Origin of the sequence: Bradyrhizobium sp. B025 (assembly GCF_042257955.1) — a bacterium.
Taxonomy (GTDB): domain Bacteria; phylum Pseudomonadota; class Alphaproteobacteria; order Rhizobiales; family Xanthobacteraceae; genus Bradyrhizobium; species Bradyrhizobium diazoefficiens.
The window spans coordinates 5,114,210-5,134,857 of sequence record NZ_CP170150.1; the positions used below are offsets into that span (position 1 = coordinate 5,114,210).

The window sequence follows — 20,648 nt, forward strand, 5'->3', positions numbered from 1 at the left end:
GGCCTTCTCTCCTGTTGCCGGTCCTCGTCAGGACCAGGCTTTAAGTGCTTGCGTTCTCGGGCAGGTGTTCACAAACGCGAACACGACGCCCACCCCCGGTCTTCCTGGGGCCCGGCATCGTCTGAAACTATCCGACTTGGATGCGGGGCTTATTAAGGGATTCCGGGGGCTTTCGTCAACCGCTGCTAGCGCTTAGCTCGCTTTTTCGTGACCTTTTTTGCGGCCTTTTTGGCACCTTTTTTGACAGCCTTCCCGGCGGTCTTTTTGGCAGCCTTCTTCACCGTCTTCTTCGCGGTCTTCTTGACCGCCTTCTTGGTGCCCTTCACGGCCTTCTTGGTCGCCTTTTTAGCGGATTTGGCGGGTTTTTTGGCCGTTTTCGCCGACTTCTTGGCTGTTTTGGCCTTGGCCGCCCCCTTCTTGGCCGGCGCCGTCTTGGCGGCACTCTGGGCAGTTCCCTTGGCAGTTCCCTTGCCATGCGTCTTGGGCTCGACTGCCCCGAGCGCCAGGAGCTGGCGGTGAACCGCACGGGTGACCTCGTCGATGGCCATCATGCCATCGATGGTCGAGAGCTTCCGCCGCTCGGAATAGTAGTGAATCAGCGGCTCCGTCTGGCTGCGGTAGCTGGCAAGCCGCTTGGTCAGGACCTCGGGGGTATCGTCGAGGCGAACCTCCTCACCGCGCTCCCGCATCTGGGCGACTCGGGTCTCGACGCGACTCAGCAGCGCGCTTTCGTTGACGCGGAGCTCGATCACTGCATCGAGCTTGAGGTGCTTCTGCCTCAGCAGCTCATCGAGCGCCTCGGCCTGCGGCACGGTGCGCGGGAAACCGTCGAGGATGAAACCGTTCTTGGCGTCCGGCTGGTCGATCCGGTCGGAGATGATTCCGACCACGACGTCGTCGGGTACGAGGCCGCCGCTGGCCATGATCTCCTTGGCCTTCAGACCGACCGGCGTTCCCGCCGCCACGGCCGCACGCAGCATCTCGCCGGTCGAGAGCTGGACGATACCATAGCGCTCCACCAGCAGCTGCGCCTGGGTCCCTTTGCCCGACCCCGGCGGTCCCAGAAGTATAATTCTCATCGGCGTACGCCCCCCGGATTGGTGAGCGATACGTCGCGCACCTGTGTTTGAAGATCAAGAACAGTGCAAACCATAATCGGCGCCGCACCGCTACCCATATCATAGGGGAGCGAATACCCGGTCGCCAAGAAGGCCTTTGAAATCAGGGATTGCATCGCGCTGAGAGCAGCTCCGCCGATGCGATCGAACGGCTGGCTGGTCGTCTCTGCGGGCGCCGCGCGTTGCTCTCGCGCGGGCGAATCGGCGGCGCAGTCGCGCCGCCTTCAGAGGACGCCGCGCTTAGCGGCGGCGACCGCGCAGCTTCGACTTGCGGATCAGGCCTTCGTACTGATGGGCCAGCAGATAGCCCTGCACCTGCGCCACCGTGTCCATGGTCACGCTGACCACGATCAGCAGCGAGGTACCGCCGAAGTAGAACGGCACCGAGGCATAGGAGATCAGGATTTCGGGGATCAAGCAGACGATCGCCAGATAGATCGCGCCGAGCACGGTGATGCGCGACAGCACGTAGTCGATGTATTCCGCGGTGCGCTCGCCGGGGCGAATGCCCGGAATGAAGCCGCCGTGCTTCTTCAGATTGTCCGCGGTCTCGGTCGGGTTGAACACGATCGCGGTGTAGAAGAACGCGAAGAACACGATTAGCGCGAGATACATGATCAGGAACAGCGGACGGCCGTGGCCGAGCTGGGTGGTGATCCACTGGAACCATTCCGGCCCGCTGCCCGCATTGAAGTTCGCAACCGTGGTCGGCAGCAACAAGAGCGAAGACGCGAAGATCGGCGGAATCACGCCCGAGGTGTTGAGCTTGAGCGGCAGATGCGAGGACTGACCCTCGAACATCTTGTTGCCGACCTGGCGCTTCGGATACTGGATCAGCAGGCGGCGCTGCGCGCGCTCCATGAACACGATGAAGGCGATCACGGCGACCGCCATGATGATGACGACCAGGATCAGGCCGGTCGACATCGCACCCTGACGGCCGAGCTCGAGCATGTTGGCGAGCGCCGCGGGCAGCTCGGCGACGATGCCGGAGAGAATGATCAGCGAGATGCCGTTGCCGATGCCGCGCGAGGTGATCTGCTCGCCCAGCCACATCAGGAACATGGTGCCGCCGGTCAGTGTGATCGCCGTGGACAGGCGGAAGAACATGCCGGGGTCGCTGACGACGTTGCCGGCCCCCTCAAGGCCCACCGCGATGCCGTAGGACTGGAACGCCGCCAGGATGACGGTCAGATAGCGGGTGTACTGGTTCAGCGTCTTGCGGCCGGCCTCGCCTTCCTTCTTCAGCGCCTCGAGCTGCGGCGAGACGGTGGTCAGGAGCTGGATGATGATCGAGGCCGAGATGTACGGCATGATGTTCAGCGCGAAGATCGCCATGCGGTGGATGCCGCCGCCGGCGAACATGTTGAACATGCCGAGGATGCCGCCCGCCTGGGAGCGGAACACCTGCTCCCAAATGTTGGGATCGATGCCCGGCAACGGGATGTAGGTCCCCAGCCGATAAACGAGCAGCGCGCCCAGGGTGAACCAGATGCGCTTCTTCAGTTCGTCAGCCTTGGCAAACGCACCGAAATTGAGGTTGGCTGCCAGTTGTTCCGCTGCTGAGGCCATCTTGGACTTTCTCCCGCCGCCTGTTGCGCCGTCATGCCCGCGGCCGGGCTACTTTAGCGGACGCCGGACATTATCTGGGGCTCGGCATCGATAAGTCCACGTCCCGCATGCGTAAAGGCCCGCGAGCCGCGGGCCAATGACGCAGTTGTTACGCCGCCTCGCCTTCTTCCTTGGCAGGGGCGAGGATCTTCACCGAGCCGCCCGCCTTCTCGACCGCGGCAATCGCGGTCTTGGTGGCGCCGTGCACCTCGATGTTGAGCTTGGACTTGAGCTCGCCACGGCCGAGCAGCCGCAGGCCGCCCTTGGCGCGGCGCAGCACGCCCCCCTTCACCAGGGCCTCGACGTTCACGACGCTGCCGGCGTCGATCTTCTTGGCATCGACCGCTTCCTGGAGCCGGTCGAGATTGATCTCGGCGAACTCGACGCGGAAGATGTTGTTGAAGCCGCGCTTGGGCAGACGGCGATGCATCGGCATCTGGCCGCCTTCGAAACCCTTGATGCGCACGCCCGAACGCGCGGTCTGGCCCTTGCCGCCGCGGCCCGACTGCTTGCCCTTGCCCGAACCGATGCCGCGGCCGACGCGCATACGCTTTTTGCGCGAGCCGGCGTTGTCGGCGATATCGCTGAGCTTCATCGCCCTTCTCCTTGTGTCTTGCGCATGATCTTCACCGAAAACCGGCACCCGTTTTTCGGGATCATGCGCCTTTGCTTACTTCTCGTCGACGATGCGGACGAGATGGTGAACCTTCTCGATCATGCCGCGCACGGCCGGAGTGTCCGGCAGTTCGCTGGTGCGGCCGATCTTGTTGAGCTTGAGCCCGATCAGCGTCGAACGCTGCGAGTGATGGCGGCGGATCGCGCTGCCGGTCTGCTCGAGCTTGATCGTCTTTGCGGCCTTGGCCATTTGATCTACTCCGAAAAGCTTCCGTTAGTCGGCAGCCGCCTCGGCATCGCCGCCGATACGGCGCGACTGGAGGGTGGACACCTTGATATTGCGGCGGGCTGCGACCGAACGCGGCGAATCCTGGTGCTTCAGCGCGTCGAAGGTCGCGCGCACCATGTTGTACGGGTTCGAAGAGCCGATCGACTTCGCCACCACGTCCTGGACGCCGAGCGTCTCGAACACGGCGCGCATCGGGCCGCCGGCGATGATGCCGGTACCGGCCGGAGCGGCACGCAGGTAGACACGGCCCGCGCCATGACGGCCGGCGATGTCGTGATGCAGCGTGCGGCCCTCGCGCAGCGACACGCGGGTCAGGTTGCGCTTGGCGGACTCGGTTGCCTTGCGGATCGCCTCAGGCACTTCGCGCGCCTTGCCGTGACCGAAGCCGGCGCGGCCCTTCTGGTCGCCGATCACGACCAGCGCTGCGAAACCGAAGCGCTTGCCGCCCTTGACGACCTTGGCCACGCGGTTGATGTGGACGAGCTTGTCGACGAACTCGCTGTCGCGCTCCTCGCGCTCCTTGCGTTCGCGTCCGCCGCCGCGTTGATCGCGTCCACCACGTTGTTCGCGTTCTGCCATTTTTCCAATCCTTCAGAGGCTTACGCCTCAATCCTCAAATTCTGTTAGAAGCTCAGCCCGCTCTCACGCGCCGCATCGGCAAGAGCCTTGACGCGCCCGTGATAGAGGTAGCTGCCGCGATCGAACACGACTTCCTTGACGCCCTTCTCGGCGGCGCGCTCGGCCAGCAGCTTGCCGACCGCCTTCGCCGCATCGATGTCGGCGCCGGTCTTGCCGCCGTCGCGCATCGACTTCTCGAGCGAGGAGGCGGAGGCCAGCGTCTCGCCCTTCAGATCGTCGATGACCTGGGCGTAGATGTGCTTGGACGAGCGGAACACCGACAGACGCGGACGGCCACCACCGGAGCGGCGCAGCTTCAGCCGCACACTCCGCTTGCGCCGGGCATTCGTAACCTTGGCTTTCGACATGACCGGCTCCGTTACTTCTTCTTGCCTTCCTTGCGGAAGATGAATTCGCCAACATACTTCACGCCCTTGCCCTTGTAGGGCTCCGGCGGGCGGTATGAGCGGATTTCGGCCGCGACCTGGCCGACGCGTTGAATGTCGCTGCCCGTCACCGTGATTTCGGTCGGCTTCGGCACCGTGATCGTGATCCCTTCGGGGATCGTGTAGATCACGTCGTGGCTGTAGCCGAGCGCGAGCTGCAGGTTCTTGCCCTGCATCGCGGCGCGGTAGCCGACGCCGGTGATCTCGAGCTTCTTCTCGAAGCCCTTGGTGACGCCTTCGACCAGATTCGCGACCTGGGCGCGAGCGGTACCATACAGCGCCCGGGCGCGGTTGGTCTCGAGCCGCGGCTTGACCTTGATCTGGCCGCTCTCGAGCTTCACCTCGACGTCGTCATGGACGACGAACTGAAGCTGGCCCTTGGGCCCCTTCATCTTGACGGTCTGCCCGTCGACGGTCGCGGTAACACCCGACGGAACCGCCACAGGCCTTTTGCCAACACGTGACATGGATCAAAAATCCTTCTCAGAACACCGTGAAGAGGACTTCACCGCCCACATTCGCGTCGCGCGCGCTGTGGTCGGCCATGATCCCCTTCGGCGTCGACAACACCGAAATGCCGAGCCCGTTGTTGACCCGCGGCAGGTTCTTCACCGAGGCGTAAACACGACGCCCGGGCTTGGAAACACGTTCGATCTCGCGGATGACGGGCTCGCCGTCGAAATACTTCAGCTCGATCTCGATCTCGCTGCGGCCCGAGGAGTGCTCGACCGTGGCATAGCCGCGGATGTAGCCCTCGCTCTTGAGCACCTCGAGCACGTTCTCGCGCATCCGCGAGCCCGGCGTGGAGACCTTGGTCTTGGAGCGCATCTGCGCGTTGCGGATGCGGGTGATCAGATCGCTGATTGGATCGTGCGTAGACATCTAAACGACCCTCCTTACCAGCTCGACTTCACGAGGCCCGGGACCATGCCCTTGGAGCCAAGTTCGCGCAGCGCGATACGGGACAGCTTGTTCTTGCGGTAGTTCGAGCGCGGACGGCCCGACAGCTCGCAACGAAGACGCACGCGGGTCGCCGACGAATTGCGCGGCATCTCGGCGAGCTTCAGGGTCGCGGCGAACCGCTCCTCCATCGGCAACGTCTTGTCGGCGATGATCGCCTTCAACCGCTCGCGCTTCGGGGCGGCGTTCTTCACCATCCGCTTGCGCCGGTTGTTCTTCTCGATTGAACTCTTCTTTGCCATGCTTGGCTCCTGGGTATCCGCGTTTGAGAGGCTTTAGGTCAGCGTCTCACTGCCGGAACGGGAAATTGAAAGCGGTCAACAAGGCCCTCGCCTCTTCGTCGGTCTTGGCCGTGGTGCAGACGGTGATGTCCATACCGCGGGCTTCCGTGACCTTGTCGAAGTCGATCTCGGGGAAAATGATGTGCTCCTTGATGCCGAGCGAGTAGTTGCCGCGGCCGTCGAAGCTCTTCGGGTTCAGGCCGCGGAAGTCGCGGACGCGCGGCAGCGCGACCGTGACCAGGCGGTCGATGAACTCGTACATGCGGGCCTTGCGCAGCGTGACCTTACAGCCGATCGGCTGGTTCTCACGCAGCTTGAAGGTCGCGATCGCGATGCGCGAATAGGTCACGATCGCCTTCTGGCCGGCGATCTGGGTCAGCTCGGCAGCGGCGGTCTCGGCCTTCTTGCGATCGTTGACGGAATCGCCAACGCCCATGTTCAGCACGACCTTGTCCAGGCGCGGAACCTGCATGACGTTCTCGTAACCGAACTTCTCGGTCATCGCCGTGCGGATCTTCGCATCGTATTCCGCGCGCAGGCGCGGCGTGTAAGCAGCCTCAGCCATCGATCTCAGCTCCCGAGCTCTTGGCGATGCGGACCTTCTTGCCGTCCGCCAGAATCTTGAATCCGACGCGGGTCGGCTTTCCGTCCTTGCCGACATACGCGATGTTGGACAGTTGGATCGGCGCCTCTTTCGAGATGATGCCGCCCTCCTGGGCCTGCGTCTGCTTCTGGTGACGCTTGACCATGTTGATGCCGCGCACGAGCGCCGTACCGGCGTCGGGGCGAACCTCGAACACTTCGCCGGTGCGCCCCTTGTCGCGACCGGTCAGCACGACGACCTTGTCGCCCTTGCGGATCTTCGCAGCCATCACAGCACCTCCGGCGCGAGGGAAATGATCTTCATGTGATTCTTGGCGCGCAGCTCGCGCGGCACGGGCCCGAAGATACGGGTGCCGACCGGCTCGGACTGGTTGTTGATCAGCACGGCGGCGTTGCGGTCGAAGCGGATGACCGAACCGTCGGCGCGGCGGATGTCCTTGCGGACGCGCACCACGACGGCCTTCATCACGTCGCCCTTCTTCACCTTGCCACGCGGAATCGCTTCCTTGATCGAGACGACGATGATGTCGCCGATCGTGGCGTAGCGGCGCTTGGAGCCCCCGAGCACCTTGATACACATGACACGGCGTGCGCCAGAATTGTCGGCCACGTCGAGGTTGGTCTGCATCTGAATCATTGATGCACCTCGTCCTCTTCTCTCTTGCGCCAGCCCAGCCGGCGCTCAACATTTCCCTGAAGACAGTCGGCTAAAGCCAACAGATCAGGCGCTTTTCTTGTGTTCGCCCCGGATCACGACCCAGCGCTTCAACTTCGAAATCGGCTTCGATTCCTCGATCCAAACCATGTCGCCCGGCTTGAACTCATTGTTCTCGTCGTGCGCGTGGTAGTTCTTCGAACGGCGGATCGTCTTCTTGTAGATCGGGTGCGTGAAGCGGCGATCGACGCGCACAACGACCGTCTTGGCTGTCTTGTCGCTGACGACCACGCCCTGCAAAGTACGTTTCGGCATCTTCGTAAGCCTCTTACTTCTTCTTCGCGCGCGTCTGCGCGGCGACGGTCTTGATCCGGGCGATGTCGCGGCGAGCCTCGCGCAGGCGCGAGGTGTTCTCGAGCTGCCCGGTGGCGCGCTGGAAGCGCAGGTTGAAGCGCTCCTTCTTCAGGTTCAGGATGGCGTCATCCTGCTGGTCGGGGCTCATCGCGCGGATGTCTTCGATCTTCATCTGGGCCATGGCCATTACTCCGCAATGCGCTCGACGAAGCGCGTCTTGATCGGCAGCTTGGCGGCCGCCAGGGTCAGCGCCTCACGCGCCGTCTGGGTGTTGACGCCGTCGATCTCGAACAGCACCCGGCCCGGCTTGACGCGCGCCACCCACAGTTCCGGCGAACCCTTGCCGGAACCCATGCGGACTTCGGCCGGCTTCTTCGACACCGGAAGGTCGGGGAACACGCGGATCCAGACGCGGCCGGCGCGCTTCATGTGACGGGTCAGCGCGCGGCGAGCGGCTTCGATCTGGCGCGCAGTGACGCGCTCAGGCTCGGTCGCCTTCAGGCCGTACTGGCCGAACGCCAACGTCGCGCCCGAAGACGCAACGCCGTGGATGCGGCCCTTATGCGCCTTCCGGAACTTCGTTTTCTTAGGTTGCATCATGGCTTTAAGCCCTCAAATTCCTGTGCTGGCTCAGACCGCAGCGTTGTCGCGGCGCTGACGGCCACCACGATCACCACCGCCGCCGGTCTCGCCTTCGGCCATTCTCTTGTCCTGGGCCATCGGATCGTGCTCGAGGATCTCGCCCTTGAAGATCCAGACCTTGACGCCGCAGGTGCCGAAGGTCGTGAACGCGGTCGCAACGCCGTAGTCGATGTCGGCGCGCAGCGTGTGCAGCGGCACGCGACCTTCGCGGTACCACTCCATGCGCGCGATTTCCGCACCGCCCAGACGTCCCGAGCAGTTGATGCGGATGCCTTCCGCGCCGAGACGCATCGCCGACTGCACGGCGCGCTTCATGGCACGGCGGAACGCCACGCGGCGCTCCAGCTGCTGCGCGATCGACTCGGCCACCAGCGTCGCATCGAGCTCCGGCTTGCGGATCTCGACGATGTTGATGACGACGTCGGACGAGGTGATGTCCGCGACCCGCTTACGCAGCTTGTCGATGTCGGCGCCCTTCTTGCCGATCACCACGCCCGGACGGGCCGAGTGGATGGTGACGCGGCACTTCTTGTGCGGACGCTCGATCACGATGCGGGCGACGGCCGCCTGCTTGAGCTCCTTGTGCAGGATCTCACGGATCTTGACGTCCTCGTGCAGCAGCTTGCCGTATTCCTGCTTGCCGGCGAACCAGCGGGAATCCCAGGTCCGGTTGATGCCGAGACGCAGACCGATCGGATTGATCTTTTGACCCATCGTTTTCTCCTGCGACCCTTAAGCCGCTGCTGCTTCGGCTTCGACCTGACGAACAATGATCGTCAGCTGCGAAAATGGTTTGTAGACACGGCCCGAACGGCCACGGCCGCGGGCGGCAAAGCGCTTCATCACGAGGCCGTTGCCGACGAAGGCCTGCGCCACGACGAGATCGTCAACGTCGAGGTCGTGGTTGTTCTCGGCATTGGCGATAGCCGATTCCAGGCACTTCTTCACGTCAACCGCGATCCGCTTGCGCGAAAACTGCAGATCGGCGAGCGCAGCAGCCGCCTTCCGGCCGCGAATGAGCTGGGCGACCAGGTTGAGCTTCTGCGGGCTCACCCGCAGCATCCGGGCGACCGCCTTGGCCTCGTTCTCGGCGAGGCTCCGTTCGCGCTTAGGTTTGCTCATCGTTTAATCCTCAAGCCTTCTTGGCTTTCTTGTCACCGGAGTGGCCATGGAAGGTCCGGGTCGGCGAGAACTCGCCGAACTTGTGACCGACCATTTCCTCGTTGACGGCCACCGGCACGTGCTTCTGACCGTTGTAGACGCCGAAGGTCAGACCGACGAACTGCGGCAGGATCGTCGAACGACGGCTCCAGATCTTGATGACGTCGTGACGGCCGGACGCGCGCGCGGCATCTGCCTTCTTGAGCAGAGAACCCTCGACGAACGGGCCTTTCCAGACTGAACGAACCATGTCCGGCGTTCCTTACTTCTTCCGCTTGTGGCGGCTTAGGAGAATGAATTTGTTGGTCGACTTATTGGAGCGGGTCTTCTTGCCCTTGGTCGGCTTGCCCCACGGAGTAACCGGGTGGCGACCGCCCGAGGTACGACCTTCACCACCGCCGTGCGGATGGTCGATCGGGTTCATCGAAACACCGCGGTTGTGCGGCTTGCGACCCAACCAACGGTTGCGGCCGGCCTTGCCGATCGAGGTGTTCATGTGATCCGGGTTCGACACCGCGCCGATCGTGCCGCGGCAACGGCCGTGCACCAGGCGCTGCTCACCCGAGTTCAGGCGGATGATGACGTAGTCCTGGTCGCGACCGACGAGCTGGGCGTAGGTGCCCGCGGAACGGGCGAGCTGGCCGCCCTTCCCGATCTTGACCTCGATGTTGTGGATGATCGTGCCGACCGGCATGTTGCCGAGCGGCATGACGTTACCCGGCTTCACGTCGACATAGTTGCCGGCCACCACGGAATCGCCGACCGCAAGGCGCTGCGGCGCCAGGATATAGGCCTGGGTGCCGTCTTCGTACTTGACCAGTGCGATGAACGCAGTGCGGTTCGGATCGTATTCCAGCCGCTCGACGGTCGCGGGCGCATCGACCTTGTCGCGCTTGAAGTCGACGATGCGCAGGGTCTGCTTGTGACCGCCGCCGCGGAAGCGCACGGTGATGCGACCGGTGTTGTTGCGACCGCCGGAGGAATGCTTGCCTTCGGTGAGGGCCTTGACCGGCTTGCCCTTGTACAGGGCCGAACGATCGACCATGACCAGCTGGCGCTGGCCCGGCGTCGTGGGATTGAATGTCTTCAGTGCCATCGTCGTACGACCTTACAGACCGGTGGTTACGTCGATCCGGTGGCCCTCTTCGAGGGTCACGATCGCGCGCTTGGTGTTCGACTGCGAACCGAGGTTGCCGCGGAAGACCTTGGTCTTGCCCTTGCGGACCAGCGTGTTGACGCTCTTGACCTTGACGTCGAACAGCTTCTCGATCGCTTCCTTGATCTGCGGCTTGGTCGCCTTCGCGGCCACCTTGAACAGGACCTTGTTGTGCTCGGACGCCAGCGTCGCCTTTTCGGTGACGACCGGAGCAACGATCACGTCGTAGTGGCGAGGCTCAATGTTCTTCGTCATTTGAAGCGCGCCTCCAGCGCATCGATGGCGGCCTTGGTCAGAACGAGCTTCTGACGGCGCAGGATGTCATAGACGTTGATGCCCTGGATCGGCAGCACGTCCATGTTCGGGATGTTGCGAGCCGCGGCGGCAAAGCCGTTGTTGAGCTCGGCGCCGTCGATGATCAGCGCGTTGGTCAAGCCCAGACCCGAGAAGTGACCGAGCAGCGCCTTGGTCTTGGCGGCTTCCAGCGCGGCCTTGTCGATCACCAGCAGATCACCGTCCTTGGCCTTGGCCGACAACGCATGCTTGAGAGCCAGCGCGCGGACCTTCTTCGGCAGGTCGGTGGCGTGCGAACGCACCACCGGACCGAAGGCGCGGCCACCGCCCCGGAACTGCGGCACGCGGGCCGAGCCGTGACGAGCACCGCCGGTGCCCTTCTGCTTGTACATCTTCTTGCCGGTGCGCCAGATCTCGGCGCGGCCCTTGGCCTTGTGGGTGCCGGCCTGACGCTTGTTGAGCTGCCACTGCACGCAACGCGCAATGATGTCCTGGCGCGGCTCGAGGCCGAAAATGGCGTCGGAAAGCTGGACCGAGCCGGCTTCCTTACCTTCGAGGGTGGTGACCTTCAATTCCATCTCACGCACCCTCCTGCTGGGCCGCAGCCTCGGCTTCGCCACCCGCAACCTTGAACTTGCCGGGCTTCGGAGCTTCCTTCGGCAGCGGCTTCTTGACGGCGTCGCGCACGCGGATCCAGCCGCCCTTGGAGCCGGGAACGGCGCCTTCGACGAGGATCAGGCCGCGCTCGACGTCGAGCTGAACGACTCGAAGATTGAGCGTGGTGATGCGGTCGACACCCATGTGGCCGGGCATCTTCTTGTTCTTCCAGGTCTTGCCGGGATCCTGACGACCACCGGTCGAACCGATCGAACGGTGCGAGATCGACACACCGTGCGTGGCGCGCAGACCGCCGAAGTTCCACCGCTTCATGCCGCCGGCGAAGCCCTTACCGACCGAGGTGCCGGTGACGTCGACGAACTGGCCAACCACGAAATGATCGGCCTGGATCTCGGCGCCGACCGGGATCATGGCATCCGCGGTGACGCGGAATTCCTCGACCCGGCGCTTCGGCTCGACCTTGGCGACCGCGAACTGGCCGCGCTCCGCCTTGGGCATGTAAACGGTCTTGCGACTGCCAGAACCGAGCTGGAGCGCGACGTAACCGTTCTTCTCTTCGGTACGGTGGCCTACGACCTGGCAATTGCCGAGCTTCAGCACGGTCACGGGGATATGTTCGCCGGCCTCCGTGAAGACCCGCGTCATCCCGACCTTTTGTGCGATCACTCCGGAGCGCATCGGCTTGCTTCCTGTTCTTTCTGTCCGCTTACGCGAACGGGATCCAAAAATCTTAGAGCTTGATCTCGACGTCGACACCGGCGGCCAGATCGAGCTTCATCAAAGCATCGACGGTCTGCGGGGTCGGATCGACGATGTCGAGCAGGCGCTTGTGAGTGCGCATCTCGAACTGTTCGCGGCTCTTCTTGTCGACGTGGGGCGAACGGTTGACGGTGAACTTCTCGATGCGGGTGGGCAGCGGAATGGGTCCGCGGACCTGCGCGCCGGTGCGCTTCGCCGTGTTCACGATCTCGCGGGTCGACGTATCGAGGATACGATGGTCGAACGCCTTGAGACGGATACGAATGTTTTGGCCGTTCATTGCCGTGGTCTCTCTTCAGTGGGTGGCGAATAGCGAATAGCGAATGTCACCATTCGCTACTCGCCGATCCCTATTCTCGTATTACTCGATGATCGAGGCGACGACGCCGGCGCCGACGGTACGACCGCCCTCGCGGATCGCGAAGCGGAGCTTCTCTTCCATCGCGATCGGCACAATCAGGTGCACTTCCATCGCGATGTTGTCGCCCGGCATCACCATCTCGGTACCTTCCGGCAGATGCACGACACCGGTCACGTCGGTGGTGCGGAAGTAGAACTGCGGACGGTAGTTGGTGAAGAACGGGGTGTGGCGACCGCCCTCTTCCTTGGTGAGGATGTAGGCCTCAGCCTTGAACTTGGTGTGCGGCTTGACCGAACCCGGCTTCGCCAGCACCTGGCCGCGCTCGACGTCCTCGCGCTTGGTGCCGCGGAGCAGAGCGCCGATGTTGTCGCCGGCCTGGCCCTGATCGAGCAGCTTGCGGAACATTTCGACACCGGTGACGGTGGTCTTCTGGGTCGCACGCAGACCGACGATCTCGATTTCCTCGCCGACCTTGACGATGCCGCGCTCGACACGGCCGGTCACCACGGTGCCGCGGCCCGAGATCGAGAACACGTCTTCAACCGGCATCAGGAACGGCTGGTCGATCGGACGCTCCGGCTGCGGGATGTACTCGTCGACGTTGCGCATCAGCTCGAGGATGGCGTCGTGGCCGAGCTTCTTGTCCGAATCTTCGAGAGCGGCGAGCGCCGAGCCCTTGATGATCGGGATCTTGTCGCCCGGGAATTCGTACTTCGAGAGCAGTTCGCGGACTTCGAGCTCGACGAGCTCGAGCAGCTCCGGATCGTCGACCATGTCGCACTTGTTGAGGAACACGACGAGCGCGGGCACGCCGACCTGGCGGGCGAGCAGGATGTGCTCGCGGGTCTGCGGCATCGGGCCGTCAGCGGCCGACACGACCAGGATCGCACCGTCCATCTGGGCGGCGCCGGTGATCATGTTCTTCACGTAGTCGGCGTGGCCGGGGCAGTCGACGTGGGCGTAGTGGCGGTTCTTGGTCTCGTACTCGACGTGCGCGGTCGAGATCGTGATGCCGCGCGCCTTCTCTTCCGGCGCCTTGTCGATCTGGTCGTACGCGGTGAACGTTGCACCGCCGGTCTCGGCGAGGATCTTGGTGATCGCCGCGGTCAACGACGTCTTGCCATGGTCGACGTGACCGATGGTGCCGATGTTGCAGTGCGGCTTGTTACGTTCAAACTTTGCTTTGGCCATTTGACTCTCCGTTCAATCGTCAGCTTGAGACCGACGACAATCAGGCAAACTTCTTTTGGACTTCTGCCGACACGTTGGCCGGCGCTTCTGCGTAGTGATCGAACTGCATGGTGAAGGTTGCGCGCCCCTGGCTCATCGAGCGCAGGTTATTCACGTAACCGAACATGTTCATGAGCGGCACCATCGCGTTGATGACGTTGGCGTTGCCGCGCATGTCTTGACCCTGGATCTGACCGCGCCGGGAATTCAGGTCGCCGATGACCGAGCCGGTATAGTCTTCCGGGGTCACCACTTCGACCTTCATGATCGGCTCGAGCAGCACGGACTTGCCCTTCTGCAAGGCTTCGCGGAATGCCGCGCGCGATGCGATTTCGAAGGCGAGCGCCGACGAGTCGACGTCGTGGTACTTGCCGTCGACGAGCTGAACCTTGACGTCGACCACGGGGAAGCCCGCGACGACACCAGAGCTCATCACGCTGTTGAGGCCCTTTTCGACGCCGGGGATGTATTCCTTCGGAACCGCACCGCCAACGATCTTGGACTCGAACTCATAGCCCTTGCCGGGCTCGTTCGGCTCGACCACGATCGACACTTCCGCGAACTGACCGGTACCGCCGGTCTGCTTCTTGTGGGTGTACTTGACCTCGGCCTTCTTGGTGACGCGCTCACGGAAAGCGACCTGCGGCGCGCCGATGTTGGCGTCGACCTTGTAGGTGCGCTTGAGGATGTCGACCTTGATGTCGAGATGGAGTTCGCCCATGCCCTTGAGGATGGTCTGGCCGGACTCCTGGTCGGTCGACACGCGGAAGGACGGATCCTCCGCCGCGAGCTTGGCCAGCGCCACGCCCAGCTTCTCCTGGTCGGCCTTGGACTTCGGCTCGATCGCGATCTCGATGACCGGCTCGGGGAATTCCATCTTCTCCAGGATCACCTGCTTGTCGGGATCGCACAGCGTGTCACCGGTGCGCGCTTCCTTCAGGCCGGCCAGGGCGACGATGTCGCCGGCATAGGCTTCCTTGATGTCTTCGCGGTTGTTCGCATGCATCAGCAGCATGCGCCCGATGCGCTCCTTCTTCTCGCGGGTCGAGTTCACGACGCCGGTGCCGCTCTGCAGAACGCCGGAGTAGATGCGGCAGAAGGTGATGGTGCCGACGAACGGGTCGTCCATGATCTTGAACGCGAGCAGCGCGAGCGGCTCCTTGTCGTCGGCCTTGCGCACGACCTCGTTGCCGCGGTCGTCGGTGCCCTTGATCGCGGGCACGTCGATCGGCGACGGCAGGTAGTCGACGACGGCGTCGAGCAGCGGCTGCACGCCCTTGTTCTTGAAGGCCGAGCCGCACAGCACGGGATAGAACGCGCCGGTCAGCACCGCCTTGCGGATCAGGCGCTTCAGGGTCGCTTCGTCCGGCTCGTTGCCGTCGAGGAAGGCGGCCAATGCGTCGTCGTCGAGCTCGACGGCGGCTTCCACCATCTTCTCGCGATATTCCTTGGCCTGCTCGACGAGGTCTTCCGGGATGTCGACGTAGTCGAACTTGGCGCCGAGCGATTCATCGTTCCAGACGATGCCCTTCATCTTCACGAGGTCGACGAGACCCTTGAAGTTGTTCTCGGCACCGATCGGAAGCTGGATCGCGATCGGCTTGGCGCCTAGGCGGTCAACGATGTCGGCCAGACACTTGAAGAAGTCGGCGCCGGTCTTGTCCATCTTGTTGGCGAAGACGATGCGCGGAACCTTGTACTTGTCGCCCTGGCGCCAGACGGTCTCGGTCTGGGGCTCGACGCCCTGGTTCGAGTCCAGCACGCAAACGGCGCCGTCGAGCACGCGCAGCGAACGCTCGACTTCGATGGTGAAGTCGACGTGGCCGGGAGTGTCGATGATGTTCAGGCGCTTGCCGGCCCAGAAGGCGGTGGTCGCAGCCGAGGTGATCGTGATGCCACGCTCCTGCTCCTGCTCCATCCAGTCCATCGTCGCGGCACCTTCGTGCACTTCGCCGATCTTATGGCTCTTGCCGGTGTAATAGAGGATGCGCTCGGTCGTCGTGGTCTTGCCGGCGTCGATATGCGCCATGATACCGAAATTACGGTAGTCCTCGATGGCATGTTGGCGGGGCATAGGTCGTTCCTTGCGAGTCCGAGTGTGTCGCCGTTACCAGCGATAGTGCGAGAAGGCGCGGTTGGCTTCCGCCATCCGGTGCACGTCTTCACGCTTCTTGACGGCGTTCCCCCGGTTATTCGATGCGTCCAAGAGCTCCGCCGAGAGCCGCTCGGTCATCGTCTTCTCGTTGCGCTCGCGCGCGGCCGAGATCAGCCAGCGAATGCCCAGGGCCTGCCGGCGGGTCGAACGAACCTCGACCGGAACCTGGTAGGTCGCGCCGCCGACGCGGCGGGAGCGAACCTCGATCGTCGGCATGACGTTCTCGAGCGCCTGCTCGAACACGCCGAGCGGGTTCTGCTTGGTCTTGGTTTCGATGATGCCGAGCGCACCGTAGACGATGCCTTCGGCGACCGACTTCTTGCCGGCGTACATCACCGAGTTCATGAACTTCGTGATCACGATGTTCCCGAACTTCGGATCCGGGAGAACTTCGCGCTTTTCCGCTGAGTGGCGACGAGACATGGACGTGGTTCCCGCTTACTTCGGACGCTTGGCGCCGTACTTCGAACGACGCTGCTTACGGTTCTTGACGCCCTGGGTATCCAGAACGCCGCGGAGGATGTGGTAGCGCACGCCGGGCAAGTCCTTGACGCGGCCGCCGCGGATCATGACCACCGAGTGCTCCTGGAGGTTATGGCCCTCGCCGGGGATGTAGCCGATCACCTCGAAGCCGTTGGTCAGGCGCACCTTGGCAACCTTACGAAGCGCCGAGTTCGGCTTCTTCGGGGTCGTGGTGTAGACGCGGGTGCAAACACCACGCTTCTGAGGCGACTGCTGCAGCGCCGGCACCTTCTTGCGCGACTTCTGCACTTCCCGCGGTTGAGCGATCAGCTGGTTGATCGTCGGCATCCTGGCCTTACCCTTTGTTCTGCCGCGGCCCCTTCCGGGTCCGCTGTCTTGCCGCGGCCCGTTGCCGGAACCGCAAATTCGTTTCGAGCCACCCGCTCGAGGGGCCGCCTTCCGCGGAACAATCCGCACAAAGCGAAATTGCGCCAACCGCTCCATCACCGAGCGGAAAGCGTTACGACGCCACAGAGGACCGCAGTTTCCGGGTCAATCAGCGTAAAGCTGTGGCCCGCGCACTGAGGTCATGCATCCGAATTCGATCTCAAGAGAACAAGCTCAAGAGAACTAGAATCGCACTGGCATTGCCTAGCTATGATCGACAGCGTTTGAGCGGCATTCGTCGAGGTTGGTGCCCGTCTTCAACGACCCCTTGTGGATCTAATCCTTGGGGATCAACGGGTGGCCCGTTCCGACGTTGGCGATGCTCACCGCCTGTCGTTAAGTGAGGCGCTTTCTATAAGTGGGAATCGATCAAGTCAAGGCGAAACGACAGTCACAAAGCGCTTCTCGCGCCTATGGAATTCGCCCGTTTGCCGCCCTCACCGCGCTTCCACGATGTGGGAACGACGAGCCCATTCCGCTAGCCCTAGATCTATTTGTGCCCGGGTGAAATATACTTTTATAACCCGCGCTAAGGCTTTTTTTCCTGTTGATGCGTCAAACTGCCGCCTTCGGCGGGGATTGGCGCCATGCGGTACACCGACATTGCCATTATCGGCGGGGGATTGTCCGGCTCAACCGCCGCCGCAATGCTCGGCCGAGCCGGCATTTCGACGGTGCTGATCGATCCGCATGAGAGCTATCCGGCGGACTTTCGAGTCGAAAAACTCAGCGGCCACGAGCAGATCGAGCGATTCCTGAAGACCGGAATCGCAGAATCAGTGCTGCGCCGCGCGACCTTCGCCGGTGAGAACTGGATCGCCCGATTCGGCCGCCTGCTCGACAAGGCGCCGAGCCGGCAGTTCAACATCCTCTACGATTCGCTGGTCAACGCGGTCCGCGACGAAATCCCAGCCACCGTCGAGCGCATCTGCGCCAAGGCCGTGGCGGTCGAGACCAGTCTGGAGCGGCAGAAGATCACGCTCGCCAACGACGAGACGATCTCGGCCCGCCTGGTCGTGCTCGCCAACGGCCTGAACGTCGGCCTGCGCCACCAGCTCGGCATCGCCCGCAAGGTCGTCAGCGCCTGCCATTCGATCTCGATCGGGTTCGACGTGATGCCGGCGGGTCGGAATTCGTTCGACTTCCCGGCGCTGACCTATTTCTCGGAGCGGCCGAGCGACCGCACCCCCTACATCTCGCTGTTTCCGGTCGGCACGCGGATGCGCGCCAATCTGTTCGTCTACCGAAGCTTCGACGATCCCTGGCTGCGCGAGCTGCGCCGTGCACCCGCTGAGACGCTGGACGCCACCCTGCCCCGGCTCAAGCGCATCACCGGCGCGTTCGACATCCCCGGTGAGCTGAAGGTCCGTCCGGTCGATCTCTACGTGAACGACCCTCGCGGCCAGCCGGGAATCGTGCTGGTCGGGGATGCCTTCGCGACCTCGTGCCCCGTCGCCGGCACCGGCTGCGACAAGGTCTTCACCGACGTCGAGCGGCTCTGCAACGTCTACATCCCGCAGTGGCTTTCCTCCGACGGGATGAATGCGGCCAAGATCGCCGGCTTCTACGCCGATCCGGTCAAGCAAGCTTGCGATCAATGGTCGGCGGCGAAGGCGTTCGACTTCCGCTCAGTCTCGATCGCGACGAGCCCTTACTGGACGGCGCAGCGCTGGGCGCGCTTCATCGCCTGGTCGGCTCAAGGGCTGCTGCGGCCGCTTGGAGGAGCGTTCCATCTGGAGCCGAACTTCCTCGGTCACTCCTCCTCGTCGTCCTCGTCCTCATCACCCTCGAGGTCGTCATCGTCGCTGTCGTCGTCGGCCTGAGCCACAGCGCCATGCGGCTGGTGGATCTGGTCGTTCCACAGCTTGCGATAGGTACCGTTCCTGGCGAGCAGCTCGGCATGCGACCCGCGCTCGATCGCCCTGCCCCCTGAAATCACGATGATCTCGTCCATCTCGACCACCGAGGTCAGGCGGTGGGTCGACCAGATCATGGTGCGGCCCTTGGCGACCTTGAGCAGCGTGCGGTTGATCGCGGCCTCCGTGGTCTGGTCGAGCGCCGAGGTGGCTTCGTCCAGCAGCAGCACGGACGGGTTGCGGATGATCGCGCGCGCGATCGCGATGCGCTGGCGCTGGCCGCCCGACAGAGTATCGCCGCGCTCGCCGACCGGCGTGTCGTAGCGTTGCGGCAGGCTCATGATGTAGCGATGGATCTCGGCCTTCTTGGCCGCCTCCTCCACCTCCGCGTCGGTCGCGCCCTCCTTGCCGAGCCGGATGTTCTCGCGGATCGACATGTTGAACAGCATGTTCTCCTGGAACACTACCGCCATGCTCCGGCGTAGCGAATCCAGCGTCACCTTGCGGACGTCGACGCCGTCGATGGTGACGCGCCCCTCGTCGGGCACGTAGAGCCGCAGGATCAGGTTGAGCAGCGTGCTCTTGCCGGAGCCCGAGGGGCCGACGATGGCGATGCTCTTGCCGACATTGAGCTTGAGGCTGAGATTGTCCAGCACCGGCGTCTGGCTGCCTTCGTACTGGAAGGTGACGCGGTCGAAGGTGATGTCGTGGGTAATGCGCGGCAGATCGGGCGCGCCGGCACGATCGGCCCCGCGCGTCGGCTCGTCGAGCAGCTCCTGGATGTGCCGGATCGCGGCGGCCGAGGAGATCGACACCGGGATGAAATGCATCACATGGGCGATGTTGTAGGAGACCTCCCAGAACGCGCTCTCGAAGGTGACGAAGGTGCCGATGGTGATCTGGCCCTTGGTCGCCAGATACGCACCGATTGCCAGCACAACGAGATGCAGGAGCAGCACCGAGATGGTGACCGTCCGCTCCACCATGGTCGACAGGAACGCGGCTGAGGCGATCCTGTTGCGGGTTTCGTCGTTGCGGAAGGTAAAGAAGCCGAACATCCGGCGTTGCAGGCTGAACGCCTTGATCACGGCCTGCGCCGCCACGTTCTCCTGCACCATGCCGAGCAGCGCGGATTCATTGAGCTTCTGCTCGTAATTGGCCTGCACCGCCTTCGGCGTGAGCATGCGCGGCCCGATCAGCGTGATCGGAAAGACCAAGAGCGCGACCACCGCGAGCTGCCAGTTCAGGAACACCATCAGGATGATGCCGGCGAACAACTCCAGGAACGGCAGCGCCGCGCTGTTGGCGAAGGTCTTGACCGAGCCCTCGAAGGCCGCGAGGTCGACGGAAAAGCGCGACAGGATCTCGCCGCGCTTGGTGCGGCCGAAATAGGCCGCCGGCAGGTCCTGGACGTGCTCAAACAGGTGCTTGCGGACGTCGGAGATGATGCAGGCCGCGAGCCGCGCATCCCAGCGCTCATACCAGACCGCCACGATCGAGGTGAAGATGCCGGCGGCCGCGAGCACGCCGAGGATCTTGTACAGCGCCTGGAAATCCTCCTCGCCGAGCGCGTCGTCGATCAGGAACTTCAGGCTGAGCGGCATGATGACGTTGAACAGCGTCTCGACGACGACGCCGAACGCCACGAACGACAGCATCCGCTTGTAGTTGGCCAGATAGGGCTTGACGAAACCCAGGATGGTGGCGAGCGCGCCGGCGGCCTCGCGCGCGGTAAAGACGACGAGGTCCTCGTCCTCGTCGTCGTCATCGAGCTCCAGCTCGTCATCCTCCTCGCCTTCGTCGTCCTCGTCGTCTTCGAGGTCCGGCTTGGCGGTGGGGGCAAGCTTGTCGAGCTCGGCCGCCTCTTCCACGGGGGGCTTCTGTTTGTCGGGAGAAGGAGGCTTGGACGCCATGAAACCAACGGATGCTGACGGCCGGCATGACCGCAGAGAAAGCA

At 63.4% G+C, this 20,648-nt stretch carries 29 protein-coding genes; 1 reads left to right on the forward strand and 28 read right to left on the reverse strand.

The annotated features are described in order from the left end of the window. Window positions 1-185: 185 nt before the first annotated feature. The 27 genes from ACE10W_RS23860 to rpsL all read right to left on the reverse strand — a co-directional run bounded on the left by ACE10W_RS23860 (window position 186) and on the right by rpsL (window position 16,736). Window positions 186-1,079 carry an adenylate kinase gene (locus ACE10W_RS23860; protein WP_182871959.1) on the reverse strand — a complete coding sequence of 298 codons (894 nt, stop codon included), beginning with the start codon at window positions 1,077-1,079 and terminating at the stop codon, window positions 186-188. 279 nt (window positions 1,080-1,358) lie between these two features. Beyond that, window positions 1,359-2,690 (reverse strand): preprotein translocase subunit SecY, encoded by a 1,332-nt coding sequence (gene secY / locus ACE10W_RS23865; protein ID WP_011088135.1) that lies wholly within the window; start codon window positions 2,688-2,690, stop codon window positions 1,359-1,361. A 148-nt stretch (window positions 2,691-2,838) separates the two neighbouring features. After that, entirely contained in the window at window positions 2,839-3,324 is a 486-nt protein-coding gene (gene rplO, locus ACE10W_RS23870; protein ID WP_011088136.1) for a 50S ribosomal protein L15, read from the reverse strand. Window positions 3,325-3,399: 75 nt separating this feature from the next. Beyond that, window positions 3,400-3,594: a 50S ribosomal protein L30 gene (gene rpmD / locus ACE10W_RS23875; protein ID WP_011088137.1), complete on the reverse strand. Its 195-nt coding sequence runs from the start codon at window positions 3,592-3,594 to the stop codon at window positions 3,400-3,402. Between the two features lie 24 nt (window positions 3,595-3,618). After that, a complete protein-coding gene (rpsE, locus tag ACE10W_RS23880) occupies window positions 3,619-4,212 on the reverse strand; it encodes a 30S ribosomal protein S5 (protein WP_008136332.1) in 594 nt (197 codons plus the stop codon). A 44-nt stretch (window positions 4,213-4,256) separates the two neighbouring features. After that, window positions 4,257-4,619, reverse strand: coding sequence for a 50S ribosomal protein L18 (rplR, locus tag ACE10W_RS23885; protein WP_007603036.1), 363 nt, complete (start codon window positions 4,617-4,619; stop codon window positions 4,257-4,259). Window positions 4,620-4,630: 11 nt separating this feature from the next. After that, window positions 4,631-5,164 (reverse strand): 50S ribosomal protein L6, encoded by a 534-nt coding sequence (rplF, locus tag ACE10W_RS23890; RefSeq protein WP_011088138.1) that lies wholly within the window; start codon window positions 5,162-5,164, stop codon window positions 4,631-4,633. Window positions 5,165-5,180: 16 nt separating this feature from the next. Beyond that, entirely contained in the window at window positions 5,181-5,579 is a 399-nt protein-coding gene (gene rpsH / locus ACE10W_RS23895) for a 30S ribosomal protein S8 (protein WP_011088139.1), read from the reverse strand. A 14-nt stretch (window positions 5,580-5,593) separates the two neighbouring features. Further along, the gene (gene rpsN, locus ACE10W_RS23900) at window positions 5,594-5,899 is read right to left on the reverse strand and encodes a 30S ribosomal protein S14 (RefSeq protein WP_011088140.1); all 306 of its coding nucleotides are present in this window, start codon (window positions 5,897-5,899) and stop codon (window positions 5,594-5,596) included. Between the two features lie 46 nt (window positions 5,900-5,945). Continuing rightward, the gene (rplE, locus tag ACE10W_RS23905) at window positions 5,946-6,503 is read right to left on the reverse strand and encodes a 50S ribosomal protein L5 (RefSeq protein WP_011088141.1); all 558 of its coding nucleotides are present in this window, start codon (window positions 6,501-6,503) and stop codon (window positions 5,946-5,948) included. Beyond that, window positions 6,496-6,810, reverse strand: a complete 315-nt coding sequence (gene rplX, locus ACE10W_RS23910; protein ID WP_011088142.1) for a 50S ribosomal protein L24 — start codon at window positions 6,808-6,810, stop codon at window positions 6,496-6,498. Before rplX ends, rplE begins: the two co-directional genes overlap by 8 nt. Continuing rightward, window positions 6,810-7,178 (reverse strand): 50S ribosomal protein L14, encoded by a 369-nt coding sequence (gene rplN / locus ACE10W_RS23915; protein WP_007603030.1) that lies wholly within the window; start codon window positions 7,176-7,178, stop codon window positions 6,810-6,812. Before rplN ends, rplX begins: the two co-directional genes overlap by 1 nt. An 84-nt stretch (window positions 7,179-7,262) precedes the next feature. Then, window positions 7,263-7,511 carry a 30S ribosomal protein S17 gene (gene rpsQ / locus ACE10W_RS23920; RefSeq protein ID WP_011088143.1) on the reverse strand — a complete coding sequence of 83 codons (249 nt, stop codon included), beginning with the start codon at window positions 7,509-7,511 and terminating at the stop codon, window positions 7,263-7,265. Between the two features lie 13 nt (window positions 7,512-7,524). Continuing rightward, the gene (rpmC, locus tag ACE10W_RS23925; RefSeq protein ID WP_011088144.1) at window positions 7,525-7,731 is read right to left on the reverse strand and encodes a 50S ribosomal protein L29; all 207 of its coding nucleotides are present in this window, start codon (window positions 7,729-7,731) and stop codon (window positions 7,525-7,527) included. Window positions 7,732-7,736: 5 nt separating this feature from the next. Beyond that, window positions 7,737-8,150 (reverse strand): 50S ribosomal protein L16, encoded by a 414-nt coding sequence (gene rplP / locus ACE10W_RS23930; RefSeq protein ID WP_008549252.1) that lies wholly within the window; start codon window positions 8,148-8,150, stop codon window positions 7,737-7,739. Between the two features lie 30 nt (window positions 8,151-8,180). Beyond that, entirely contained in the window at window positions 8,181-8,906 is a 726-nt protein-coding gene (rpsC, locus tag ACE10W_RS23935; protein ID WP_011088146.1) for a 30S ribosomal protein S3, read from the reverse strand. Window positions 8,907-8,924: 18 nt separating this feature from the next. Further along, a complete protein-coding gene (gene rplV, locus ACE10W_RS23940) occupies window positions 8,925-9,314 on the reverse strand; it encodes a 50S ribosomal protein L22 (protein WP_011088147.1) in 390 nt (129 codons plus the stop codon). Window positions 9,315-9,324: 10 nt separating this feature from the next. Continuing rightward, window positions 9,325-9,603, reverse strand: a complete 279-nt coding sequence (gene rpsS, locus ACE10W_RS23945; protein ID WP_008136357.1) for a 30S ribosomal protein S19 — start codon at window positions 9,601-9,603, stop codon at window positions 9,325-9,327. A gap of 12 nt (window positions 9,604-9,615) precedes the next feature. Next, window positions 9,616-10,449, reverse strand: coding sequence for a 50S ribosomal protein L2 (rplB, locus tag ACE10W_RS23950; RefSeq protein WP_011088148.1), 834 nt, complete (start codon window positions 10,447-10,449; stop codon window positions 9,616-9,618). Window positions 10,450-10,461: 12 nt separating this feature from the next. Next, window positions 10,462-10,764 carry a 50S ribosomal protein L23 gene (locus tag ACE10W_RS23955; RefSeq protein ID WP_011088149.1) on the reverse strand — a complete coding sequence of 101 codons (303 nt, stop codon included), beginning with the start codon at window positions 10,762-10,764 and terminating at the stop codon, window positions 10,462-10,464. After that, window positions 10,761-11,381 (reverse strand): 50S ribosomal protein L4, encoded by a 621-nt coding sequence (rplD, locus tag ACE10W_RS23960; RefSeq protein ID WP_011088150.1) that lies wholly within the window; start codon window positions 11,379-11,381, stop codon window positions 10,761-10,763. Before rplD ends, ACE10W_RS23955 begins: the two co-directional genes overlap by 4 nt. A 1-nt stretch (window position 11,382) precedes the next feature. Further along, entirely contained in the window at window positions 11,383-12,099 is a 717-nt protein-coding gene (rplC, locus tag ACE10W_RS23965) for a 50S ribosomal protein L3 (RefSeq protein ID WP_011088151.1), read from the reverse strand. Window positions 12,100-12,151: 52 nt separating this feature from the next. After that, a complete protein-coding gene (gene rpsJ, locus ACE10W_RS23970; protein ID WP_002712302.1) occupies window positions 12,152-12,460 on the reverse strand; it encodes a 30S ribosomal protein S10 in 309 nt (102 codons plus the stop codon). 81 nt (window positions 12,461-12,541) lie between these two features. Beyond that, complete coding sequence (tuf, locus tag ACE10W_RS23975; RefSeq protein ID WP_011088152.1) at window positions 12,542-13,732, reverse strand: elongation factor Tu; 1,191 nt, start codon at window positions 13,730-13,732, stop codon at window positions 12,542-12,544. Window positions 13,733-13,772: 40 nt separating this feature from the next. Next, window positions 13,773-15,845 carry an elongation factor G gene (gene fusA, locus ACE10W_RS23980; RefSeq protein ID WP_011088153.1) on the reverse strand — a complete coding sequence of 691 codons (2,073 nt, stop codon included), beginning with the start codon at window positions 15,843-15,845 and terminating at the stop codon, window positions 13,773-13,775. 33 nt (window positions 15,846-15,878) lie between these two features. Then, window positions 15,879-16,349 (reverse strand): 30S ribosomal protein S7, encoded by a 471-nt coding sequence (gene rpsG, locus ACE10W_RS23985; RefSeq protein ID WP_011088154.1) that lies wholly within the window; start codon window positions 16,347-16,349, stop codon window positions 15,879-15,881. Window positions 16,350-16,364: 15 nt separating this feature from the next. Beyond that, on the reverse strand, window positions 16,365-16,736 hold the full coding sequence (rpsL, locus tag ACE10W_RS23990; RefSeq protein ID WP_007603006.1) for a 30S ribosomal protein S12: 372 nt from the start codon (window positions 16,734-16,736) through the stop codon (window positions 16,365-16,367). Between the two features lie 686 nt (window positions 16,737-17,422). Here rpsL and ACE10W_RS23995 point away from each other — a divergent pair. Continuing rightward, window positions 17,423-18,658: an FAD-dependent oxidoreductase gene (locus ACE10W_RS23995; protein ID WP_375762005.1), complete on the forward strand. Its 1,236-nt coding sequence runs from the start codon at window positions 17,423-17,425 to the stop codon at window positions 18,656-18,658. On the opposite strand, the gene ACE10W_RS24000 is transcribed toward ACE10W_RS23995, so the two are convergent. Next, entirely contained in the window at window positions 18,589-20,604 is a 2,016-nt protein-coding gene (locus ACE10W_RS24000; RefSeq protein ID WP_375762006.1) for an ABC transporter ATP-binding protein, read from the reverse strand. The genes ACE10W_RS23995 and ACE10W_RS24000 overlap by 70 nt on opposite strands. Window positions 20,605-20,648 lie beyond the last annotated feature (44 nt).